Origin of the sequence: Paraburkholderia sp. SEWSISQ10-3 4 (assembly GCF_030464785.1) — a bacterium.
GTDB lineage: Bacteria > Pseudomonadota > Gammaproteobacteria > Burkholderiales > Burkholderiaceae > Paraburkholderia > Paraburkholderia aspalathi.
Map to the genome: position 1 here is coordinate 86,008 of NZ_JALPRI010000011.1, position 17,759 is coordinate 103,766.

The 17,759-nt window shown below is 61.3% G+C and carries 14 protein-coding genes; 9 read left to right on the plus strand and 5 right to left on the minus strand.

Going from position 1 to position 17,759, the window contains the following annotated elements; genetic code table 11:
• Position 1 precedes the first annotated feature (1 nt).
• Genes M0D68_RS20945 through M0D68_RS20955 form a run of 3 tightly spaced genes read right to left on the minus strand, consistent with a single transcriptional unit; the run spans position 2 to position 2,519 of the window.
• Positions 2-610, minus strand: coding sequence for an NADPH-dependent FMN reductase (locus M0D68_RS20945; RefSeq protein ID WP_256457949.1), 609 nt, complete (start codon positions 608-610; stop codon positions 2-4).
• Positions 607-1,212 carry a nitroreductase family protein gene (locus M0D68_RS20950; protein ID WP_266225226.1) on the minus strand — a complete coding sequence of 202 codons (606 nt, stop codon included), beginning with the start codon at positions 1,210-1,212 and terminating at the stop codon, positions 607-609. Before M0D68_RS20950 ends, M0D68_RS20945 begins: the two co-directional genes overlap by 4 nt.
• Before the next feature lie 23 nt (positions 1,213-1,235).
• Positions 1,236-2,519 (minus strand): acyl-CoA dehydrogenase family protein, encoded by a 1,284-nt coding sequence (locus tag M0D68_RS20955; RefSeq protein ID WP_266225227.1) that lies wholly within the window; start codon positions 2,517-2,519, stop codon positions 1,236-1,238.
• A 237-nt stretch (positions 2,520-2,756) separates the two neighbouring features.
• Here M0D68_RS20955 and M0D68_RS20960 point away from each other — a divergent pair, with 237 nt between their 5' ends.
• The 6 genes from M0D68_RS20960 (at position 2,757) to M0D68_RS20985 (ending at position 9,271) form a co-directional block, all read left to right on the plus strand.
• Positions 2,757-4,355 carry a hypothetical protein gene (locus tag M0D68_RS20960; protein ID WP_256457952.1) on the plus strand — a complete coding sequence of 533 codons (1,599 nt, stop codon included), beginning with the start codon at positions 2,757-2,759 and terminating at the stop codon, positions 4,353-4,355.
• Between the two features lie 164 nt (positions 4,356-4,519).
• Positions 4,520-4,942 carry a nuclear transport factor 2 family protein gene (locus tag M0D68_RS20965; RefSeq protein WP_266225229.1) on the plus strand — a complete coding sequence of 141 codons (423 nt, stop codon included), beginning with the start codon at positions 4,520-4,522 and terminating at the stop codon, positions 4,940-4,942.
• A gap of 54 nt (positions 4,943-4,996) precedes the next feature.
• Positions 4,997-5,902: a VOC family protein gene (locus M0D68_RS20970; RefSeq protein ID WP_323137233.1), complete on the plus strand. Its 906-nt coding sequence runs from the start codon at positions 4,997-4,999 to the stop codon at positions 5,900-5,902.
• 36 nt (positions 5,903-5,938) lie between these two features.
• Positions 5,939-6,802 (plus strand): fumarylacetoacetate hydrolase family protein, encoded by an 864-nt coding sequence (locus M0D68_RS20975; RefSeq protein WP_256457955.1) that lies wholly within the window; start codon positions 5,939-5,941, stop codon positions 6,800-6,802.
• A gap of 95 nt (positions 6,803-6,897) precedes the next feature.
• Positions 6,898-8,352: an aldehyde dehydrogenase gene (locus M0D68_RS20980; RefSeq protein WP_266225232.1), complete on the plus strand. Its 1,455-nt coding sequence runs from the start codon at positions 6,898-6,900 to the stop codon at positions 8,350-8,352.
• Positions 8,353-8,377: 25 nt separating this feature from the next.
• Positions 8,378-9,271 carry an acetoacetate decarboxylase family protein gene (locus M0D68_RS20985; protein WP_266225233.1) on the plus strand — a complete coding sequence of 298 codons (894 nt, stop codon included), beginning with the start codon at positions 8,378-8,380 and terminating at the stop codon, positions 9,269-9,271.
• A 505-nt stretch (positions 9,272-9,776) separates the two neighbouring features.
• Here M0D68_RS20985 and M0D68_RS20990 read toward each other — a convergent pair.
• Positions 9,777-10,505 (minus strand): TetR/AcrR family transcriptional regulator, encoded by a 729-nt coding sequence (locus M0D68_RS20990; protein ID WP_266225234.1) that lies wholly within the window; start codon positions 10,503-10,505, stop codon positions 9,777-9,779.
• 552 nt (positions 10,506-11,057) lie between these two features.
• Here M0D68_RS20990 and M0D68_RS20995 point away from each other — a divergent pair.
• From M0D68_RS20995 to M0D68_RS21005, 3 genes are read left to right on the plus strand one after another with little or no spacing between them, the layout of a single operon-like run.
• Positions 11,058-12,122, plus strand: a complete 1,065-nt coding sequence (locus tag M0D68_RS20995; protein ID WP_266225236.1) for an efflux RND transporter periplasmic adaptor subunit — start codon at positions 11,058-11,060, stop codon at positions 12,120-12,122.
• Complete coding sequence (locus tag M0D68_RS21000) at positions 12,119-15,292, plus strand: efflux RND transporter permease subunit (protein WP_266225237.1); 3,174 nt, start codon at positions 12,119-12,121, stop codon at positions 15,290-15,292. Before M0D68_RS20995 ends, M0D68_RS21000 begins: the two co-directional genes overlap by 4 nt.
• A gap of 2 nt (positions 15,293-15,294) precedes the next feature.
• Positions 15,295-16,758 carry an efflux transporter outer membrane subunit gene (locus M0D68_RS21005; RefSeq protein WP_266225239.1) on the plus strand — a complete coding sequence of 488 codons (1,464 nt, stop codon included), beginning with the start codon at positions 15,295-15,297 and terminating at the stop codon, positions 16,756-16,758.
• A 125-nt stretch (positions 16,759-16,883) separates the two neighbouring features.
• Here M0D68_RS21005 and M0D68_RS21010 read toward each other — a convergent pair whose 3' ends face one another.
• Positions 16,884-17,639 carry a TetR/AcrR family transcriptional regulator gene (locus M0D68_RS21010; protein WP_266225241.1) on the minus strand — a complete coding sequence of 252 codons (756 nt, stop codon included), beginning with the start codon at positions 17,637-17,639 and terminating at the stop codon, positions 16,884-16,886.
• Positions 17,640-17,759: the final 120 nt, after the last annotated feature.

The window sequence follows — 17,759 nt, forward strand, 5'->3', positions numbered from 1 at the left end:
CCTAAGCGTTGTTCAGTGATATTGACTGCGCTGCGTAATGTGCCGATGAAGTCGCGAATTCGACGACCTGGAGACCAACGAGGCGGAGTTGATTGGCAGCGGCCTCGTTCTGGCAGGCGCCTTCGGAGAAGACGCCTCCGCTGGTATTGATCGCGGCGCCCATTGGCGTAGGCCAGCCGCGCAGTGCATGAACGATCGAGCGCAAGGCACCGAGCGTTCCTCCGGTTGCTTGCCAGCCATAAGCGGTGGCAATCAAGCCGACGGGCAGCCCGTCCAGATAGACCCGGTCGTCCTTGGCTGTTTCCTCGAGATAGTCGATTGCATTCTTGACGAGTCCCGAGATAGTGCCGTGGTAGCCGGGACTAGCGATAATTAGACCATTCGCATTACGAACGGAATCGACCAGTGCCTGACCGTTACCGTTCCGCCTGAGACTCCCTGGCACATAGTGCGGCAGGGCCAGAAGTTCCTCACCGCCGAATAGCTGCGTTCTCGCGCCGGCCGCTGCCGCGGCTGCCAGGGCAAGACTCAGTGCCTGTTCGGTGGACGAACCCCTAGCCGTCGTGCCGCCGATTCCGATGATAAAGGGTTGGGTGGCGGAGGAGTTCATGACTGGAACCGTCCTTCCATGACCAGATCTTCGACCGGCCGGCGACCGTTCGGTTGCTCACGCTCTTGAAGTGGCGGCGGCAGCACGCTTCTATCGCCCAGACGGCCGATGGCGATGGCCGTTTCGACCCGGAAGGTGTCCGCCGGCACACTCAGTACATCGTAAGCGTCGTCGACATTGAACCCGGCCATTGCGTGCGTATACCAGCCAAGCTTCGTTGCCTGCAGGGCAAGGTGGGCCCACGCGGCACCGGCATCGAGGGAGTGGCTGTAGGAGGGGACCGGCCCCGGCGCTCCCGGTGGCTGGGCGTTTTTGGCCGATACCAGCACGATCAGTGCTGAGGCACGTGCCGCCCAACCTTGGTTCATGGGGACCAGCAGATCGAACAGACGAGACCATTCCGGCGTGTCCCGACGTGCGTAGATAAAGCGCCACGGTTGCGAGTTGAAAGACGAGGGCGCCCAACTTGCTGCCTCGAAGATTGTCATCAACTCCTGGTCGGAAATGACGGCTTTCTCATCGAATGCACGCGGGGACCATCGATCCAGAAATATCGGATCGATGGCGTATGAAGACGAACGATTATTCGCGGAAGTGGACATATGGAGTTCTCTTGTGAGGGTTATCAACGCTGTGCCAGGCCGCCAGCGAACATATTGAAAGGCGGAATACCGAGGACATGCCGTCCCGCGATTTCTGCTGCCGGATCCCGGCGAATGGCACCGTGGGTCAGCATGACCCGTACATCACGGGCGAACCGCTGAATCGGGTTGCGTAAGCTGGCGGTCGAAGAACCGATGCAAAGCTGCATCTCGTCGATTGCCTCGCCGCATAGATTGGCGGCATAGACCAGGCTCATGGTGGCGAGCGATTCCTCGCTGGGCGAGAAGTCGTTGCCACGGAGGGTACGCGCATCGACTTCGTCAGCCGTCTGAAGAATCACCGCTTCGGCCACCTTAACCATGGCGTGCACACGTCCTGCAACGACCTGGGTCGACGGCATGGTCGCCACCGTGTCGTACGGCAGGTTGAACGGCACGCGCTTGTTGGCCTGTTCGACAAAGCAATCGAGACAGCCTTTGGCCATGCCGAGGGCAATGGCGATATTGGCGAGCGCGGTGGACAGCATGGTCGCCAGTGGGCCCAACCGGTAGGTGAGTCCCTCATATTTTCGCGGGAGCGCGCCCAGTGCGACGGGCAGATCGGCATGGCGAATCACGCGATATTCCGGAATGAAGATTTCGTTCCGGGCCGTGATGCTGTTGCTTGAACTCGCGGCCATGCCTGAGACGTGCCAGTCGTCCAGGATCTCGTATTGGTCCCTGGAGATCAGCGCCAGGCCGCGCACGGGCTTATCGTCTTCTTGCCATTCGATGCCGACGACCGCCCATGCGGCATACCGGCAGCCGCTGCCATACATCCACTTGCCGGTGGCCATGAATCCCCCATCGGAGCGTCTGGCCTGTCCGACCGTACTGGAAAAGATCGAAGCCCCCACCGCGACCGGACCGACCCAGTCGGTGAGCTGTGCGCTCACTTCCTCGACTGCGCGCGGACTGAAGGCCAGAACCAGGCGTACGCCGGACGCGGCGAACCCGCTCCAGCCGGCAGATCCGTCAGCATAGGACGCGGCTGTGATGACCTCGACCAGATCACGCGCGCCGAAGGCCGAACCGCCGAATTTCTCGGGCAGCGTGGTGCGGAAAAAACCGGTCTGGTCTAGTGCCTGCAACGCTTCGGGTACGAGCGCCGTCGATTTTTCGCTTTCCCAGGCGGTTTCGCGCAGAAGCGGCGTCAATGCCCTGATCGCGTCGCGCATCTTTATGGCTTCCGGACTCGGTCCGGGAGCGCCTGCCAGCCGCGCATCGGATACGGCGCCGAAATCCTGCGGCTTGCTGAGTTGGGTCATGTCGTTTTCGTTGTGGGTTGAACACGCCGCAACGGTACCGCAGGCCCAACGGGGCAACCAAGTCTCAGAGGGTTACGTTCCATCGGTCGCTTTTTGATTTATTTCGGCTGCGGCTTCGACGGAAATGTGTGACGTGTTGTGACCTATTGGGGGGCGATATGCGGCATGACCCTAATCGGCATATCGCCTTATATGTGGATAGAATCGAGCGGTTAGTCTGCAAGGTCCGAGAAGCGTATGGTCCAAAGTGTCACCCCCCCTCACGAATTGCAAGACGAGCACGTCACGGCAGCGCTTCACGCAGTGCTGGAAAGTGAAACCTTTCGGCGCGCGAAGCGCCTGCGCGAACTGCTGCAGCATCTCGTCTCCGAAACGCTGGCCGGCCGTGGTGAGCGCCTGAAACAATTCACCATCGCCGTGGACGCGTTCGGTCGCGACGGGGCGTTCGACCCGCAGGTCGAGACCAGTGTGCGAACCGAAGCCTGGCGACTCAGGGCGCGGTTGGAACGCTATTACCGGACCGAGGGCGTGATGGATCAGGTGCAGATCTCCTTGCCAAAAGGGGGCTTTACACCAAGGTTCCAGTTTCGGGTCAAGAGTGCCGGATCGCCAGCAATTCAATCTGCGATCCGCGAGGAATCCCGGCCGCGGCTGTTGATTCTGCCGTTCTCGGGCCTGAATATCGGCGACCCAGACATGGTCGCCGCGTTTCATGACGAGATCAGTCTGTATCTCTCCGGTTTGCCGGTCGTTGCTGTTCTGTCCCGGAATTCCAGCCAGAAATTTGGCCAGATGGCGATGGAACTGCCGCTGGTGGTTCGGGCGTCACAAGCGTCCTATGTCATGGAAGGAAGCCTGTTCCGGCAGGGGAAGACCTATCGGCTCAATCTGCGCATCGTCGACCCAGCCCGGGATGTGTCGGTCTGGTCCGGACGCCACGAGCAGCAAGTGGAAGACATGATGGCGTTTCAGCGAAAGGTCGCCACCGATGTTGCCGCTTCGGTTCAGTCCTGGCTCAGTTCCAGGCCAGCGACCATCATCATCGAGGATGAGTTTGCGCCGCGTTACGTCATGCGGGACAACGTGCTGCTGAGGGAATATCTGCGCAGCGCCATACGGGACCAGACGGCTGGCGAGCAGGTTGCCCTTGGCGTGGGGCGCCTTACATCCGGCCGTGCCGACGAGGCCACATTGATGTTCAGCCAGGCGATCATGGCTAGTCCGGAGGACGGCCTGCCGCATACCGCCATGGGATTGGGGCACCTTCAGTCAGGACGCTTGCGGGACGCATTCGATGCTGCTGCACGCGGAGTGGAACTGGCCCCGCGGTCCGCCTTTGCGCTTTCCTCGCTGGCCGCGATCTGTTTACATATGCGCGATTTCGACAGCGCGATCATGTTTGCCCAGAAGTCGGCGGCGCTGGCGCCCGAGTTCGATGCGGTGAAGTTGTTGCTGGGAGACTGTTTTCTCTACGCGGGTTTCCCCAACACCGCCGTCGATCAGCTGGAGGAAGCCTGTCGTCTGATGGACGAACACCCGGTAGCCTTGGGGCACGTGGGTTACGCCTATGCCAGGACTGGGCAGCACGGCAAGGCAAGGAATCTTATCGAGGTTCTGCGGGGCGCAGGCGGCGCCACGACGGGGCCTAACGCGGCCGCGATGACACTGATTCACGCCGGACTGGGCGACGTCGAGCAAGCCTTTAAATGGCTGGATCGCGCACTGACGTCCCGCACGCACATCCAGGAACTACTGTTGCTTACGTCTCCCGCCTACGATGTTCTGCGCGCCCATCCAGACTTCGAATCGCTCGCCAGCCGACTGAACGTCGCCTAAGCCTGGTTGCAGGAAGTAACCTGACGCGACCTTCTGTGACTTCCGTATTCGTGAGCCGGTCGGCCACACTCTCCATACAGAATCCCGATTTGCCGCAGTAGCAGGGTCACCATGCCCCGCCGCTCGGCAGGCTATGTGTAGTTCTGACACGGAAGATGGAGACTATGACCAACCCGACCCAATCGGCGGATCAAGCGGCGCGCAACCGCCAGCTTGTGATTGATTTTTACAGACATGTTTTCGATGCCCGGAACCCCGCGGCGGTGAAGGACTTCGTCACGGAGGACTACCATCAGCACGGCTCCCATCTGCCCAGCGGCCGCGCCGGCCTGGAAGCTTTCGTAGCTGAAACCTTTCGCGGTCTGCCGCCGCAGCCGGTCAAGCCGAATCTGATGATGCCGCCGGCACTTCTTGTCGCAGACGGCGATATGGTCGTTATCGCGGGCGAATTCCCCCAGCCCGAACCGGGCGATCCGACGCGGACTTATCCATTTTTTGTGTTTGATGCCTATCGTGTCCGCGGCGGAAAGCTTGCGGAGCACTGGAGCGGTATCAACAAGATCGCACCGCCCAAACATCCTCAATAAAACCCGTTAAAGAAAGAGAGGACAAGTGTGATTACTGTCGAGGATATCGCATACGTGCGTTACCAGGTAACGGATCTGGAGAGCATGGAAAAGTTTCTGACCGACTTCGGCCTACATCGGATTGCGCACACCGGCAATGCTCTATACATGCGTACGGCCGGTTCTGTGCATCACTCGCATATCAGCGAGTTGGGCGCTTCCAACGCCACGCTTGGCTTTGGATTATTTGCTGAGCAATGCAAAGATCTTGAAAAACTCTCGGCGATTCTTGGCGCGCCTATCGAGGACAACCCTGAACCAGGTGGTGGCAAGCGGGTACGCTTCCGCGATCCAGCCGGGTTCGTGGTCGACGTGCTGCACGGTCAGGCTCGCCATATGCCGATGACGGTGCGCGATCCGCTTGCCATGAATTCGTCGACGCGGTGGCGGCGCTTCGGCGACAAGGTGCGCGTCACACGCAATCCGAGCTCGGTCGGGCGGCTCGGGCATGTTGCCTTGCTGGTGCCGAATTTCGAGGAAACGTTTGCGTTCTATCGCGACATACTCGGCTTCCGCGTATCGGATACCTACTGGGCCGAACGTGAACAGAATTTGATTGCCGCTTTCCTGCATTGCGGCCTCGGCGAGCGATGGACCGATCACCACACGATCGCACTGGTGACGACGCACGGTAACGCTGCGCGTTTCGACCATGCGGCCTTCGAGGTTCTGGATCTGGATGATCTGTTTCAGGGGAGCGAGCACCTCAAGTCCCGCGGGTACACGCATTCGTGGGGCGTTGGGCGCCATGTGCAGGGCAGCCAGATCTTCGACTACTGGCGCGATCCGTTCGGCAACAAGATCGAGCACTGGACGGACGGAGACCTGGTCAATGACGAAACCCCTGTGGGGCACGCAGAGATCTCTGACGGTGAGCTGAGCCAATGGGCTCCTCCGCTGTCCCCCGAATTCTTTGACTGATTGCCTTCTCTGATATTTTCTTCAGGAGCTCCTTGTATGAAACTCGCACGCTACACCCACGGTGGCGTCACAACCATTGGTGCGGTCGTCGGTGATCATGTCGTGCCGCTTGCTGACCTCGATTCCGCGGCGCCTTCGACGATTCGCGAAGTATTGGCCGCGGGTCCTGCGCTGATCCAGCAACTGACGCAAAAACTCGTCGGCGTTTCGGGTGGCATTCCGCTTTCCGAGGTTCGGCTCGAGGCCCCGATTCCAGATCCGCGGAAGTATATGGCGATCGGCATGAACTATCACGACCATGCGGAAGAGGCTGCGCGTGCCGGCGTGCCGGTACCGGAGAACCAGCTGTGGTTTAACAAGCAGGTCACCTGTATCACCGGCCCGTTCGATCCGATTTACAAACCGCGTGTGTCGGACAAGATGGACTATGAGGCCGAGCTTGGCGTCGTGATCGGCAAACGCTGCCGCTACGTGTCGGTCGAGGATGCGCCGGCCGTTGTAGGCGGCTATTTCGTCGCCAACGATGTGACCGCACGCGACTGGCAGTTCAGGAGTCCGACCTTCACGCTCGGCAAGTCGTTTGACAGTCACGGTCCGATCGGACCGTGGATCACGACGGCCGACGAGATTGCCGATCCGCACGCGCTGCAGATGAATCTCTCGGTCAATGGCGAGCCGCGTCAGAGCGCAAGCACGCGCGGCATGATCTACAACATCTGGCAGCAAATCCATGAGCTCTCGCAGGTTATGACGCTGGAGCCGGGCGATCTGATCGCGACGGGTACCTGTGCAAATGTCGGCATTGCGCTGGGCAAATTCTTGCAACCGGGTGACGTGGTGCGTGTCGAGATCGAGAAGCTCGGGCACATCGAGAATCCCGTCGCCGCCGAGTTTGTGTAAGTGACAGTCAATGAGCGGCGCACGTCACGCCGCATGATGTGCGTCGATGGCGGGCTACGCCTGTGTGAATCCGTTCATGACGTAAAGGATTATTCATGTTCGAAGTCAATCTAATGATCGGCGGGAAGACGGTGCCGGCATCGTCCGGTATTACGTTCGAGCGTTGCAATCCGCTCTCGGGGGAGGTCGTCTCACGTGCCGCCGCGGCAACGGTGGCGGATGCCCGTGCCGCGGTCGATGCGGCCGCGCGTGCGTTTGTGGAGTGGTCCCAGACTGGACCGGGTGAACGCCGTACATTGCTGTTGAAGGCGGTGGACGCCGTCGCCGCCCGGGAGTCACAGTTTATCAAGGCGATGGCCGAGGAAACTGGTGCGAGCCCTGCGTGGGGGAATTTCAACGTTCATCTGGCGGCAGGCGTGCTGCAGGAAGCGGCCTCAATGACCACGCAGATCTGCGGCGAGGTGATTCCCTCGGACCAGCCCGGTAATCTCGCGATGGGCGTGCGTCAGCCGGCCGGTGTGGTGTTGGGCATGGCGCCTTGGAATGCGCCCGTGATTTTGGGTGTGCGCGCCATCGCTGTGCCGCTCGCCTGCGGTAATACCGTGGTGCTCAAGGGTTCGGAGCTCTGCCCGAGGACGCACGGTCTGATCGCGGAGGCTCTGAACGAAGCCGGCTTTCCTCCGGGGGTAGTGAACTTCGTGACCAATGCGCCAGCCGATGCCGGCGCTGTGGTCGAAGCAATGATTGCGCATTCCGCGGTGCGACGCGTGAATTTCACGGGGTCGACGCGTGTGGGTCGAATCATCGCCGCTACGTGTGCACAGTACCTGAAGCCCGTGGTGCTGGAGTTGGGCGGCAAGGCGCCCCTGGTCGTTCTTGATGATGCTGATCTGAATGCCGCCGCGAACGCTGCCGTATTTGGTGCCTTCGCTAACTCCGGCCAGATCTGTATGTCAACCGAGCGCATTGTCGTTGATGCGCGGATCGCAGACGAATTCGTTTCTTGCCTTGCGGCCCGCGCGAGTTCTCTGCCGCTGGGCGACCCGCGCGGCAAGGAGCCGGTGGTACTCGGGTCCGTAATCGATATGGCGACGGTCGAGCGCTGCAACGCACTGATCGACGACGCGCTGGAGAAGGGCGCCAAGCTGCTCTGCGGCAACAAGGCGACGAGCACACTGATGCCGGCGACTCTGCTGGATTACGTTACGCCGGACATGAAAATCTATCGCGAGGAATCGTTTGGCCCTGTGAAACCCATCGTTCGCGTCAATGGCGTCGAAGAAGCGATCGCCTGTGCCAACGACAATGAGTACGGGCTTGCCGCCGCGGTATTTGGTGGCGATATCGCCCGAGCCTATCAAGTGGCAAAGCGTATCGAGTCGGGCATCTGCCACGTCAATGGCCCGACCGTGCACGACGAGGCACAGATGCCATTCGGCGGCGTCAAGTCCAGTGGCTTCGGTCGCTTTGGCGGTCGCGCCGGTATCAACGAGTTTACCGACCTGCGTTGGATAACCCTGCAGACCACGCCTCGCCAATACCCGTTCTGAGTCTTTGAGAAATTGGACATATTTAATGACAGTCGAATTCAAACCCGGCGTGCGTTATCGCATGCCAGCCGTGTTCGGACCTGCGCCCGGCCCCCGTCAGAAAGCCGATGGCACCCTTTGGATGCCGGAGGAATCCGGCGTGATGAAAGCACAATGGATGACGGTGCGTTATCGCACCGAGGCCGCGAGCATCGAGCGCATTCTGCCGCCCGGTTTCTCGCTGCGCGGCCGGCCGGAGGTGCATGTGTCGCTGGCTTTCTTTAGCAATCTCTACTGGTTGGCAGGCCGTGGTTACGGCATTCTTAACGTTGAAGTGCCGGTTACCTATACTGGTAAGACCGAGACGATTGACGGAGCGTTCTGTCCGGTCCTGTTCGAGGGTCTCCCGGATGCGATTCTGACTGGCCGCGAGGAACTCGGTTTTCCTAAGTTGTTCGCCGAAATACCAGACTTGAACGTCGATCTGAGCGCGGGTACTGCCAGTGGAAGCGCGTCGTGGTTCGGCTTCGAGTTTTTTGAAATCGATCTGTACGGCTTGACCGAAATATCGGGGGACAAACGGTTGCCGGGCCCTGGCGGCGCGACGCTGTTCTACAAGTACATGCCCCGAAGCGGTCAGTTTGGCAGTGGCGGTTGCGACATCGCCTACGCAACCACGTCGCAGCCATTGCCGGGTGCAGCGGGCGATACTTCGCCAATCAAGTTTAGCGATGCCAATTTCCGCAAATGGGGGGGCGAGGGCGGTTCCGTGAAATGGAATCGCGCGACGTTCGAGCAACTGCCCACGACGTTCCACGTGATCAACGGCCTCGCGGACCTCGAGATCATCGAATATCTGGGATGCGAGATGATCGAATTCTCCGCACCCGGTATCGCCGTTTCGGCCAACGTGATTCGCCCGGTGGATCCTGCTGTCTGAATGGATGCGTTTGCCGCGGGAGACCGCCCTGTAGATTCGCGATGAAACCGAGAGCGTCAACGGCAACGTCGACGTTCCTCGTTTATGCGAAACAAGAAAGCCTGAATAATGAAGAATTCAGGTGGAATCGTCCGCCCCGCCGAGCGCGTTATTCAGCGTAATCAGTTTGAGCGTTTCGAAAGTGTATCGTCACTAGGCAGAGACCAGGTTAGTGGCGCTGAGGTACGGTTGGCGAAAGATAGGCGCACGGGAGATTTTTGTGTAGATGATATGCAGACATTGCTCCATGCATACGAATGCGTAGCTACTACCGGCATCGATGAGGCGGCTACAGGTCGCTTTCCCGACATTCGAGCCTCGGCAGCCGCGAACGTGAGCTAACACTTCAAGCGACACGCACTTGTGACCATAAGCGGCAATGCTCCCTTGGCGATGAATGACCGTTATTCTGCGCGGCAGATTGGGGATGCACCCTAGATTGAATCATTCAAAGACTGATTTCCGGCTAACCCCGTAACGGCAGCCGCGCAACTCTCTCCGCCTCGACCTGCTTGAGTCCAAGTGCCTGTAGCACGACCGCCGCTGCGCGCTCCGCGAAGGTCTGTTCTCCGAGTCCACATGCCTTCTGCCCTTGGGCGGCTGGTGTGACGGAGGCGGAAAAGTGCATTTCAGCGGCGATCGCCGCCAAGATGATGCCCGTAACGGAAATGAGACACAGAAAGTGGTCCGAGACGACAAAGCGCCTCGCGGAAATGCCACTTTGACTATCGCGCAGCAATCGCTGACCGAGCCCCCAATTCAGCGCATGCACCGAGAAACCCTCGCGAATCAGGAGCTGTCCCCACACCGGCTCGCGGCGGGCGCGCATTAGCGTATGGCGCACACAGACAGCGACCACTTCGGCCGGATCGGACAGTCCGCCGGCCAGGCGATCAAGCGTACCGGCGAACTCCTCGTATACCCACTCGACAGCCGCGGCGAAGATCCCTTCCTTCGACGAGAAGTGATTGTAGAAGGAGCCGAAACCGACGTCGGCGGCCTCGGTAATGTCGTTGATAGCCACTGAAACCATCCCTTTTTCGGCCATTAGCTTGAGCGCAGCGTCGAGCAGGCGGGTTCGAGTCTCCCGCTTGCGGCGGGCGCCGCGCGGCTGGCGCCCTTCGGTCGCTTCGGCCGGAGCTGGCAGCTTTTGTGTGTGCTGCCTGGTTGCACGGGAGTTCGGGGTATCAGGCATCTCGGTTCCAGATTTCTGTAACGTCGCATTGTAGATTTATACGTCATAATTGACAATATCATCAGTTATGGGGTGTAATGTCACTGTCGCGAACGGATCAGCGACCGTATGGACAGACGAATTGAATTCCGACGGTGCCCGGAGCAGCGTGTTGCAGCGCTGAAGATGGGCCGTCCATTGCCGTTCAGATCCACCAGCGCCGGGCTCGGGGCGAGGATCTATTTTTATGTTCGTTCTCTAGCTGTTTCGTGGGGAGTGGCCGCGTGCGATGACGAAGTACGAAGAGTTGCAAACGGTTTGTATCAGATGCAGCGAGTAGGAATACTAAGTTATAGGGATACCGAATCGAGCGCTAACGCGCTTGGCAAGGCATGCCGCTAGATGCACCGTGTCTTCCGATGCCTCGCCCATTTTTATTGCTGGACCATCACCTGCCTTGTGAACATCGTGAAACTTTCCTGTCTTAACGCGCAGACGCTTGCGCGCCCCTTCCTGTCGTCCGCCGCCCGACCATCTCACCGAGGACGTCTTCTCATTGCGGCTTGCGGCGCAATGCTGCTAGCGGCCTGCCACCCGCGCGAAACCGTCGCTCCCGAGCCCAAACCTGTCGTCGCTGTCAGGGTTCATCCCGACGCGCGCACGGCGAGCGCCTCGTTGCCGGCTCAGGTACAGGCGCGGTATTCCACGCCTCTTTCGTTCAGGATTGGAGGCAAGGTCACCGAACGGCGGATGCGCATCGGCGATACCGTCAAGGCGGGGCAGACCGTTGCACTGCTCGACCCAACCGATCTGCGCATTAACCTGGTCAACGCGCGAGCGCATCTCGACGCCGCCGAACATCGCCTCGTGTACGCCAGGCAGCAGCTCGATCGCGACCGCGCTCAGGCGCAGGCAAACCTCATCGCAACGGCGCAGATGGAGCAGACCCAGGACGCCTACGCTTCCGCCCTCGCACAGCGGGATTCGGCGCTCGCCCAAATGGCGCTCGCCACGGATCACCTGCGCTACGCCACGCTTACGGCAGACCACGACGGAGTCATCACATCGGAGGACGCCGACACTGGCCAGAACGTTCAGGCAGATCAAGCCGTCTATCACCTCGACTGGACGGGAGACGTGGATGTTGTCTGCGACGCGCCCGAGCGGACGCTTGGCGTATTGACCGTCGGCAGCAATGCGCAAGTAAGCCTGTCCGCGCTGCCCGGCAAGACTTTCGAGGCACGCGTGCGCGAGGTGTCGCCGGCTGCCGACCCGCAAAGCCGCACCTGGCGCGTGAAGCTTACGCTGGCCGCGCCGAGCCCCGAAGTTCGCCTGGGCATGACGGCCAATGTCACGTTCGAAGCCGGCGGCGATGTGCCAACTGCACGTCCGTTTGCGCTGCCTGTGACGGCGCTCTTTCACAAAGGCGAGGACCCCGCTGTGTGGGTGGTGCGCGCGGGCAGCGACACCCTTGAGCTGCGCCCTGTCAGTATTGCGCGCTACGACGAGCGCAAAGTCTCCGTCACCGGCGGCCTGCACGACGGCGATCGCGTCGTGATGCAAGGCGTGCACGCAGTGAGCGCTGACGAACACGTGCAGGTGATAGCCCCGTTGCACCCCGAGGATTTTTCGTCATGAACGCACGCGACCGTGAAACTGCGCGAGGCAGCGTGCCCGTCACCCCGTCCGACGCCGAGGCACGTGGCGAAGGCGGCTTCAATCTCTCAGCGTGGGCGTTGCGCCATCAGCAGCTCGTGATCTTTCTGATCGGGCTTGCAACCCTGTTCGGCGTGATCGGTTATACGCAACTTGCGCAGTCGGAGGACCCGCCGTTCACGTTCCGGACGATGGTAGTCAAAACTTACTGGCCGGGCGCAACTGCCCGCGAGGTGCAGGAACAGATCACGGACCGGATCGGCCGCCAGTTGCAGGCGGCACCGTATGTCGACAACATCAAGAGCTACTCGCGGCCCGGTGAGTCGATGATCTTCTTCGCTATGAAGGATTCGGCCCCGGTCAAGGATGTCCCAGAGACCTGGTACCAGGTGCGCAAGAAAGTGAGTGACATTGCGGCGACGCTGCCCAAGGGGACGGTTGGACCGTTTTTCAACGACGAGTTCGGTGATGTCTACACAAACATCTATGCGCTTGAAGGCGACGGCTTTACGCCCGCGCAACTGCACGACTACGCGGACCAGTTGCGCGCGATCCTGCTGCGCGTGCCCGGCGTCGCCAAGGTCGACTACTTTGGCGACCCGGACCAGCACATCTTCGTCGAGATATCGAATGCAGAGCTGACGGGGCTCTCCATCACGCCGCAGCAGCTCGCCCAGGCAATCGACGCACAAAATACCGTTGCGCCCGTGGGCACCATTACGACGGCGGACGATCGGGTGTTCGTGCGACCGAGCGGCGCGTTCAAGGACGTGCAGGCGCTCGCCGACACACTGATCACCGTGAACAAACGCACGTTCCGGCTCGGTGACATCGCGAAGATCACGCGCGGCTACGACGATCCACCCGTTACCCAGATGCGGGTCGGCGGACAGGCGGTCCTTGGAATCGGCGTCACGATGCAAAAGGGCGGCGACGTGATCAGCCTCGGCAAGGCGCTCGACGCGAAAGCCGCCGAACTGCAGGCTGCCATGCCGGCGGGACTCAGGCTGGCTCCCGTCTCGAGCATGCCTCACGCGGTCAAGCATTCAGTGGACGAGTTCGTCAGGTCGGTCGGCGAAGCGGTAGCCATCGTACTGGTCGTGAGCCTCGTTTCGCTCGGCCTGCGTACTGGCATGGTCGTCGTGATCTCGATTCCGATCGTGCTCGCTGTGACGGCGCTGTGCATGCATATGTTCAATATCGGGCTGGACCAGGTATCCCTCGGCACGCTCGTGCTCGCGCTGGGGCTGCTAGTCGACGATGCGATTATCGCCGTCGAAACGATGGCCGTGAAGCTCGAGCAGGGGTGGAGTCGCCTGCGCGCGGCGGCCTTTGCCTACTCGAGCACCGCGTTCCCGATGCTGACCGGCACGCTCGTGACGGTAGCGGGCTTCCTGCCGATCGCACTCGCGAAATCGAGTACGGGCGAATACACGCGCACGATCTTCGAAGTGTCGGCCATTGCGCTGATCGTATCGTGGTTCGCGGCCGTCGTGCTGGTCCCCTTGCTGGGCTTTCATATGTTGCCCGAGCGCAAGAACCATGAGAGTGGCGGCCACCATCATGAGCGCGATGTTTACAACACTGGCTTCTACCAGCGCCTGTCGAGGTGGGTCTCGTGGTGTATCGAGCGTCGCTGGGCCGTGCTCGGCGTCACTGCCGTGCTCTTTGCCATCGCGATGGCGGCCTTCACGCGCGTGCCGCAGCAGTTCTTCCCGAACTCGGAGCGGCCAGAGTTGCTCGTGGACTTGCGACTGCCGGAAGGCGCTTCGTTCGAGGCGACGCTGCGTGAAGCGAAGCGCCTGGAAAAGGCGCTCGACGGCAATCCCGGGATCGACCACTTCGTCGACTTTATAGGCACGGGCGCACCGCGCTTTTATCTGCCGCTCGACCAGCAGCTTCAGCAGCCTAACTTTGCGCAGTTCGTGATCACGGCAAAAGGCGTCGAAACCCGCGAAGAGTTGATGCGCTGGCTCGATGCCAAACTCGGGAGAGAGTTCTCCGGCGTGCGCACGCGTGTGGCGCGGCTCGAGAACGGTCCGCCCGTGGGTTTCCCGATCAAGTTCCGGGTGAGCGGCAACGATATTGCAACCGTGCGCTCCATTGCTGAAACGGTCGCCGGGAAGGTCCGTGCCGACTCCCGCACACGCAATGTCCAGTTCGACTGGGACGAGCCGGCGGAACGGTCGATCTCATTCGAGATCGATCAGAACAGGGCACGCCAGCTTGGCGTCACGTCGGAGGACGTATCGAACTTCCTCGCCATGACGCTCTCGGGGTACACGGTCACGCAGTACCGTGAACGCGACAAGCTGATCAACGTCGATCTGCGTGCACCGAAGAGTGAGCGTGTTGATCCTGCGCAGCTCACGAGCCTCGCGGTTCCGACGCCGAACGGCCCGGTTCCGCTCGGTTCCCTCGGACACGTTCGGGACACGCTCGAGTACGGTGTTATCTGGCAGCGCGACCGGCAGCCGACGATCACCGTGCAGGCTGACATTCGGGGCGACGCGCAGGGCATCGACGTGACCCGCGATATCGAGCACTCGCTCGCCGGGGTACAAGCAAGACTGCCGGTGGGTTATCGCATCGAAGCAGGCGGCGCGGTCGAAGAAAGCGTGAAAGGCCAGACCTCGATCAACGCCGAGATGCCGCTCATGATCATCGCCGTGCTGACGCTGCTCATGATTCAACTCAAGAGCTTCGTGCGGACGTTTATCGTCGTACTGACAGCACCGCTCGGGCTGATCGGGGTCGTGGCAGCGCTGCTCCTGTTCGGCAAGCCCTTTGGTTTCGTCGCGTTGCTCGGCGTGATTGCCATGTTCGGCATCATCATGCGCAACTCCGTGATTCTGGTCGACCAGATCGATCAGGATATCGCGGCGGGGCATGGGCGCTTCGACGCGATTATCGGTGCGACGGTGAGGCGCTTCAGGCCGATCATGTTGACGGCCGCCGCCGCTGTGCTCGCCTTGATTCCACTCCTGCGCTCAGCGTTCTTCGGACCCATGGCGACTGCGTTGATGGGTGGTATCACGATTGCCACGGTACTGACTGTGTTTTTCCTGCCGGCGCTCTACGCGACGTGCTTCAAGGTCCGGCGCGACGAGTGCGCGATGCAACCGGTCGTCGTCGAGCATACGGAGATCTGATCATGAAGCTTACCTATAAGACGTCCTTTCTCGCCGTGACTACGGCGCTCGCACTGACAGGCTGCTCGTTCGGCCCCAGCGGCGAGCCGCCGGCGATGCCTTCGCCCGAGCACTACGGGGCGCAGGCGCAACCCTCGAAGACCGTTGCCGCAGGCGGTATTGCGCAGCGGTTCGATATCGGCGCGACATCGGTGCCGCAGTGGTGGCGGCTTTACCGGTCCGACGCGCTTGATGCACTCGTCGAGGAAGGCTTGCGCAACAGCCCGACGCTTGCAGGTGCGCAGCGAACGCTCGCGGCCGCGCAAGAGGAACTTCGCGCGCAGGTCGGCGCGTCCACGCTGCCGTCAGTCGACGGTGTCGCCCAGGTGGAGCGCGCGCGTTCACCCGTCGTACCAGGGCTCGGCCCTGAGCAGGTGCAGTACAACTTTTTCGCTGGGCAACTTCAGGCGCGCTACGCATTCGACTTCTTCGGCCAGACGCGCTACGCCAACGCGGCGGCTGCCGCTCGCTTGAATGTGCAGGGGTTCGAGCTGGAAGCGGCCCGGCGCGCGCTCGCCGCCAACATCGTCGGCACGGCGATCAATGTGGCGGCGCTCGATCGCCAGATCGCGCTCACTGAACGGCTCGTCGCCGTGGCGAGCGAAACCGCAAACGAGGATCGGCAGCGATATGCGCTCGGGTCCATTTCGCACGTGCAGGCGCTCAACTCGACGCAGGACTCAGATTCGATCGCGGCGAGTCTTCCGGCCTTGCGCCAGCAGCGCCTCACAGCCGTCCACGCGCTGTCGGTACTGATGGGCCGGACGCCCGATAACGCACCGATCGTTCCCGACCTCGACAGCATGGCGTTGCCCGGCCATGTGCCGGTCGTCGTGCCGTCGGATCTTCTGCGTTCGCGCCCGGACATTCAGGCAGCCGACGCCGCCGTGAAAGCGGCCGCGGCCGACGTTGGCGCGGCGACCGCGCAACTCTTTCCGAGCCTGTCACTGACGGCCTCGATGGGCCGCGGCGGCTTTAGCTGGCCGGCGATGCTTTCAGGCGCGGGCGGCCTCTGGGCAATCGGTGCGGGCCTGTCGCAGCCGCTCTTCCACGGTGGGGCGTTGTTCGCGCAACGCAGAGCCTCGATTGATACCTACGATGCCGCGGTTCTGCACTACAAGTCGACGGTCCTGTCGGCATTCCAGGATACCGCGGATTCGCTTGCCGCACTGGACAATGACGCGCAGACGCTGGCATCAGCCGAAAGAGCGGCACAGGCAGCCCATGCTGCATTCGACGAAACGGCGTCGCGCGCCCGTCTGGGTTCCCTGCCGTCAACCGCACAGCACGCCAGCGAGCAGCGATTTCTCAATGCACAGCTTGGCGCCGTACGCGCCGGGCGCCAGCGCATGAGCGATACCGCCGCACTCTTCCAGGCGATGGGCGAACTGCCGGACGATCAGCCGCACGTGACGTCAAGGGAATGACCTTGACTTCGTGAGGTCGGGGAGAGCCTGCCACGAGTGCGATCTGCTATCCGCGGCGTTGGTGACACATTTGCCGATCGTACCCGGTGACCCCAATTCCGTAACGTACGTTGTCGCCGCCCGCCTCATTCCCCATCGACTTCCGCCTCGATGAGCGGCAACGCTCGCATTGCAATCTTCTCTGCCTCGGCGCGCTTGAGTCCGAGTGTTTGCAGAATCGTTGCCGCCGTGCGCTCGGCGAAGTGCTCTCCGCTGAAGCCAAGTTCGTCGAGCAACTGCGCCGCCGGCGCGCTCGGCGCGACGAAATTCAGCTCGGCTGCAACTGCCGCGAGCACCGTGCCGCCAACCGAAAGAAAGCCGATGAAGGGGTCGGCGACTATAAAGCGCTTGGCGGCGATGCCATTTCCGATATCCCGCAGCAGCCGCTGACCCAGCCCGCGGCTCAGCATACCCGCAGAAAACCCTTCGCGTATTAGGAAGCGTCCCCATACGGGGTCGCGCCGCGCACGCATCAGGGTATGACGCACCGAGACGGCGATCACTTCTGCGGGGTCGGACAGGCCCCCCGCGAGTCGATCGAGCATGTCGGCGAACTCCTCGAACACGTTGTCCACAAGCGTCGCGTAGATGGCTTCCTTCGACTCGAAGTGGTTGTAGAACGATCCGAACCCGACGTCGGCGGCCTCGGTGATTTCGTTGATGGCTACGCCTTCCATGCCCTTTTCGGCCATCAGCCTGAGGGCCGCGTCGAGGAGGCGGGCGCGCGTCTCGCGCTTACGACGGGCACCGCGCGGCTCGCGTTCTTCGGGAACGGCAACCGCGGCAACTGACGCCGCACGGGAAGGACGCTTTGCTGTCGGGCGATTTGAAGTGTTCGGCATGATCGGTCCAGTTTTGGCCATGCCGAAGTATAGATGCTATTGTCTATGTTGACAAAATCATCATTTATGAATTTAATGTCACTAACGGCCATGTAGCGCCGGTCCAAGAAACAACAGACG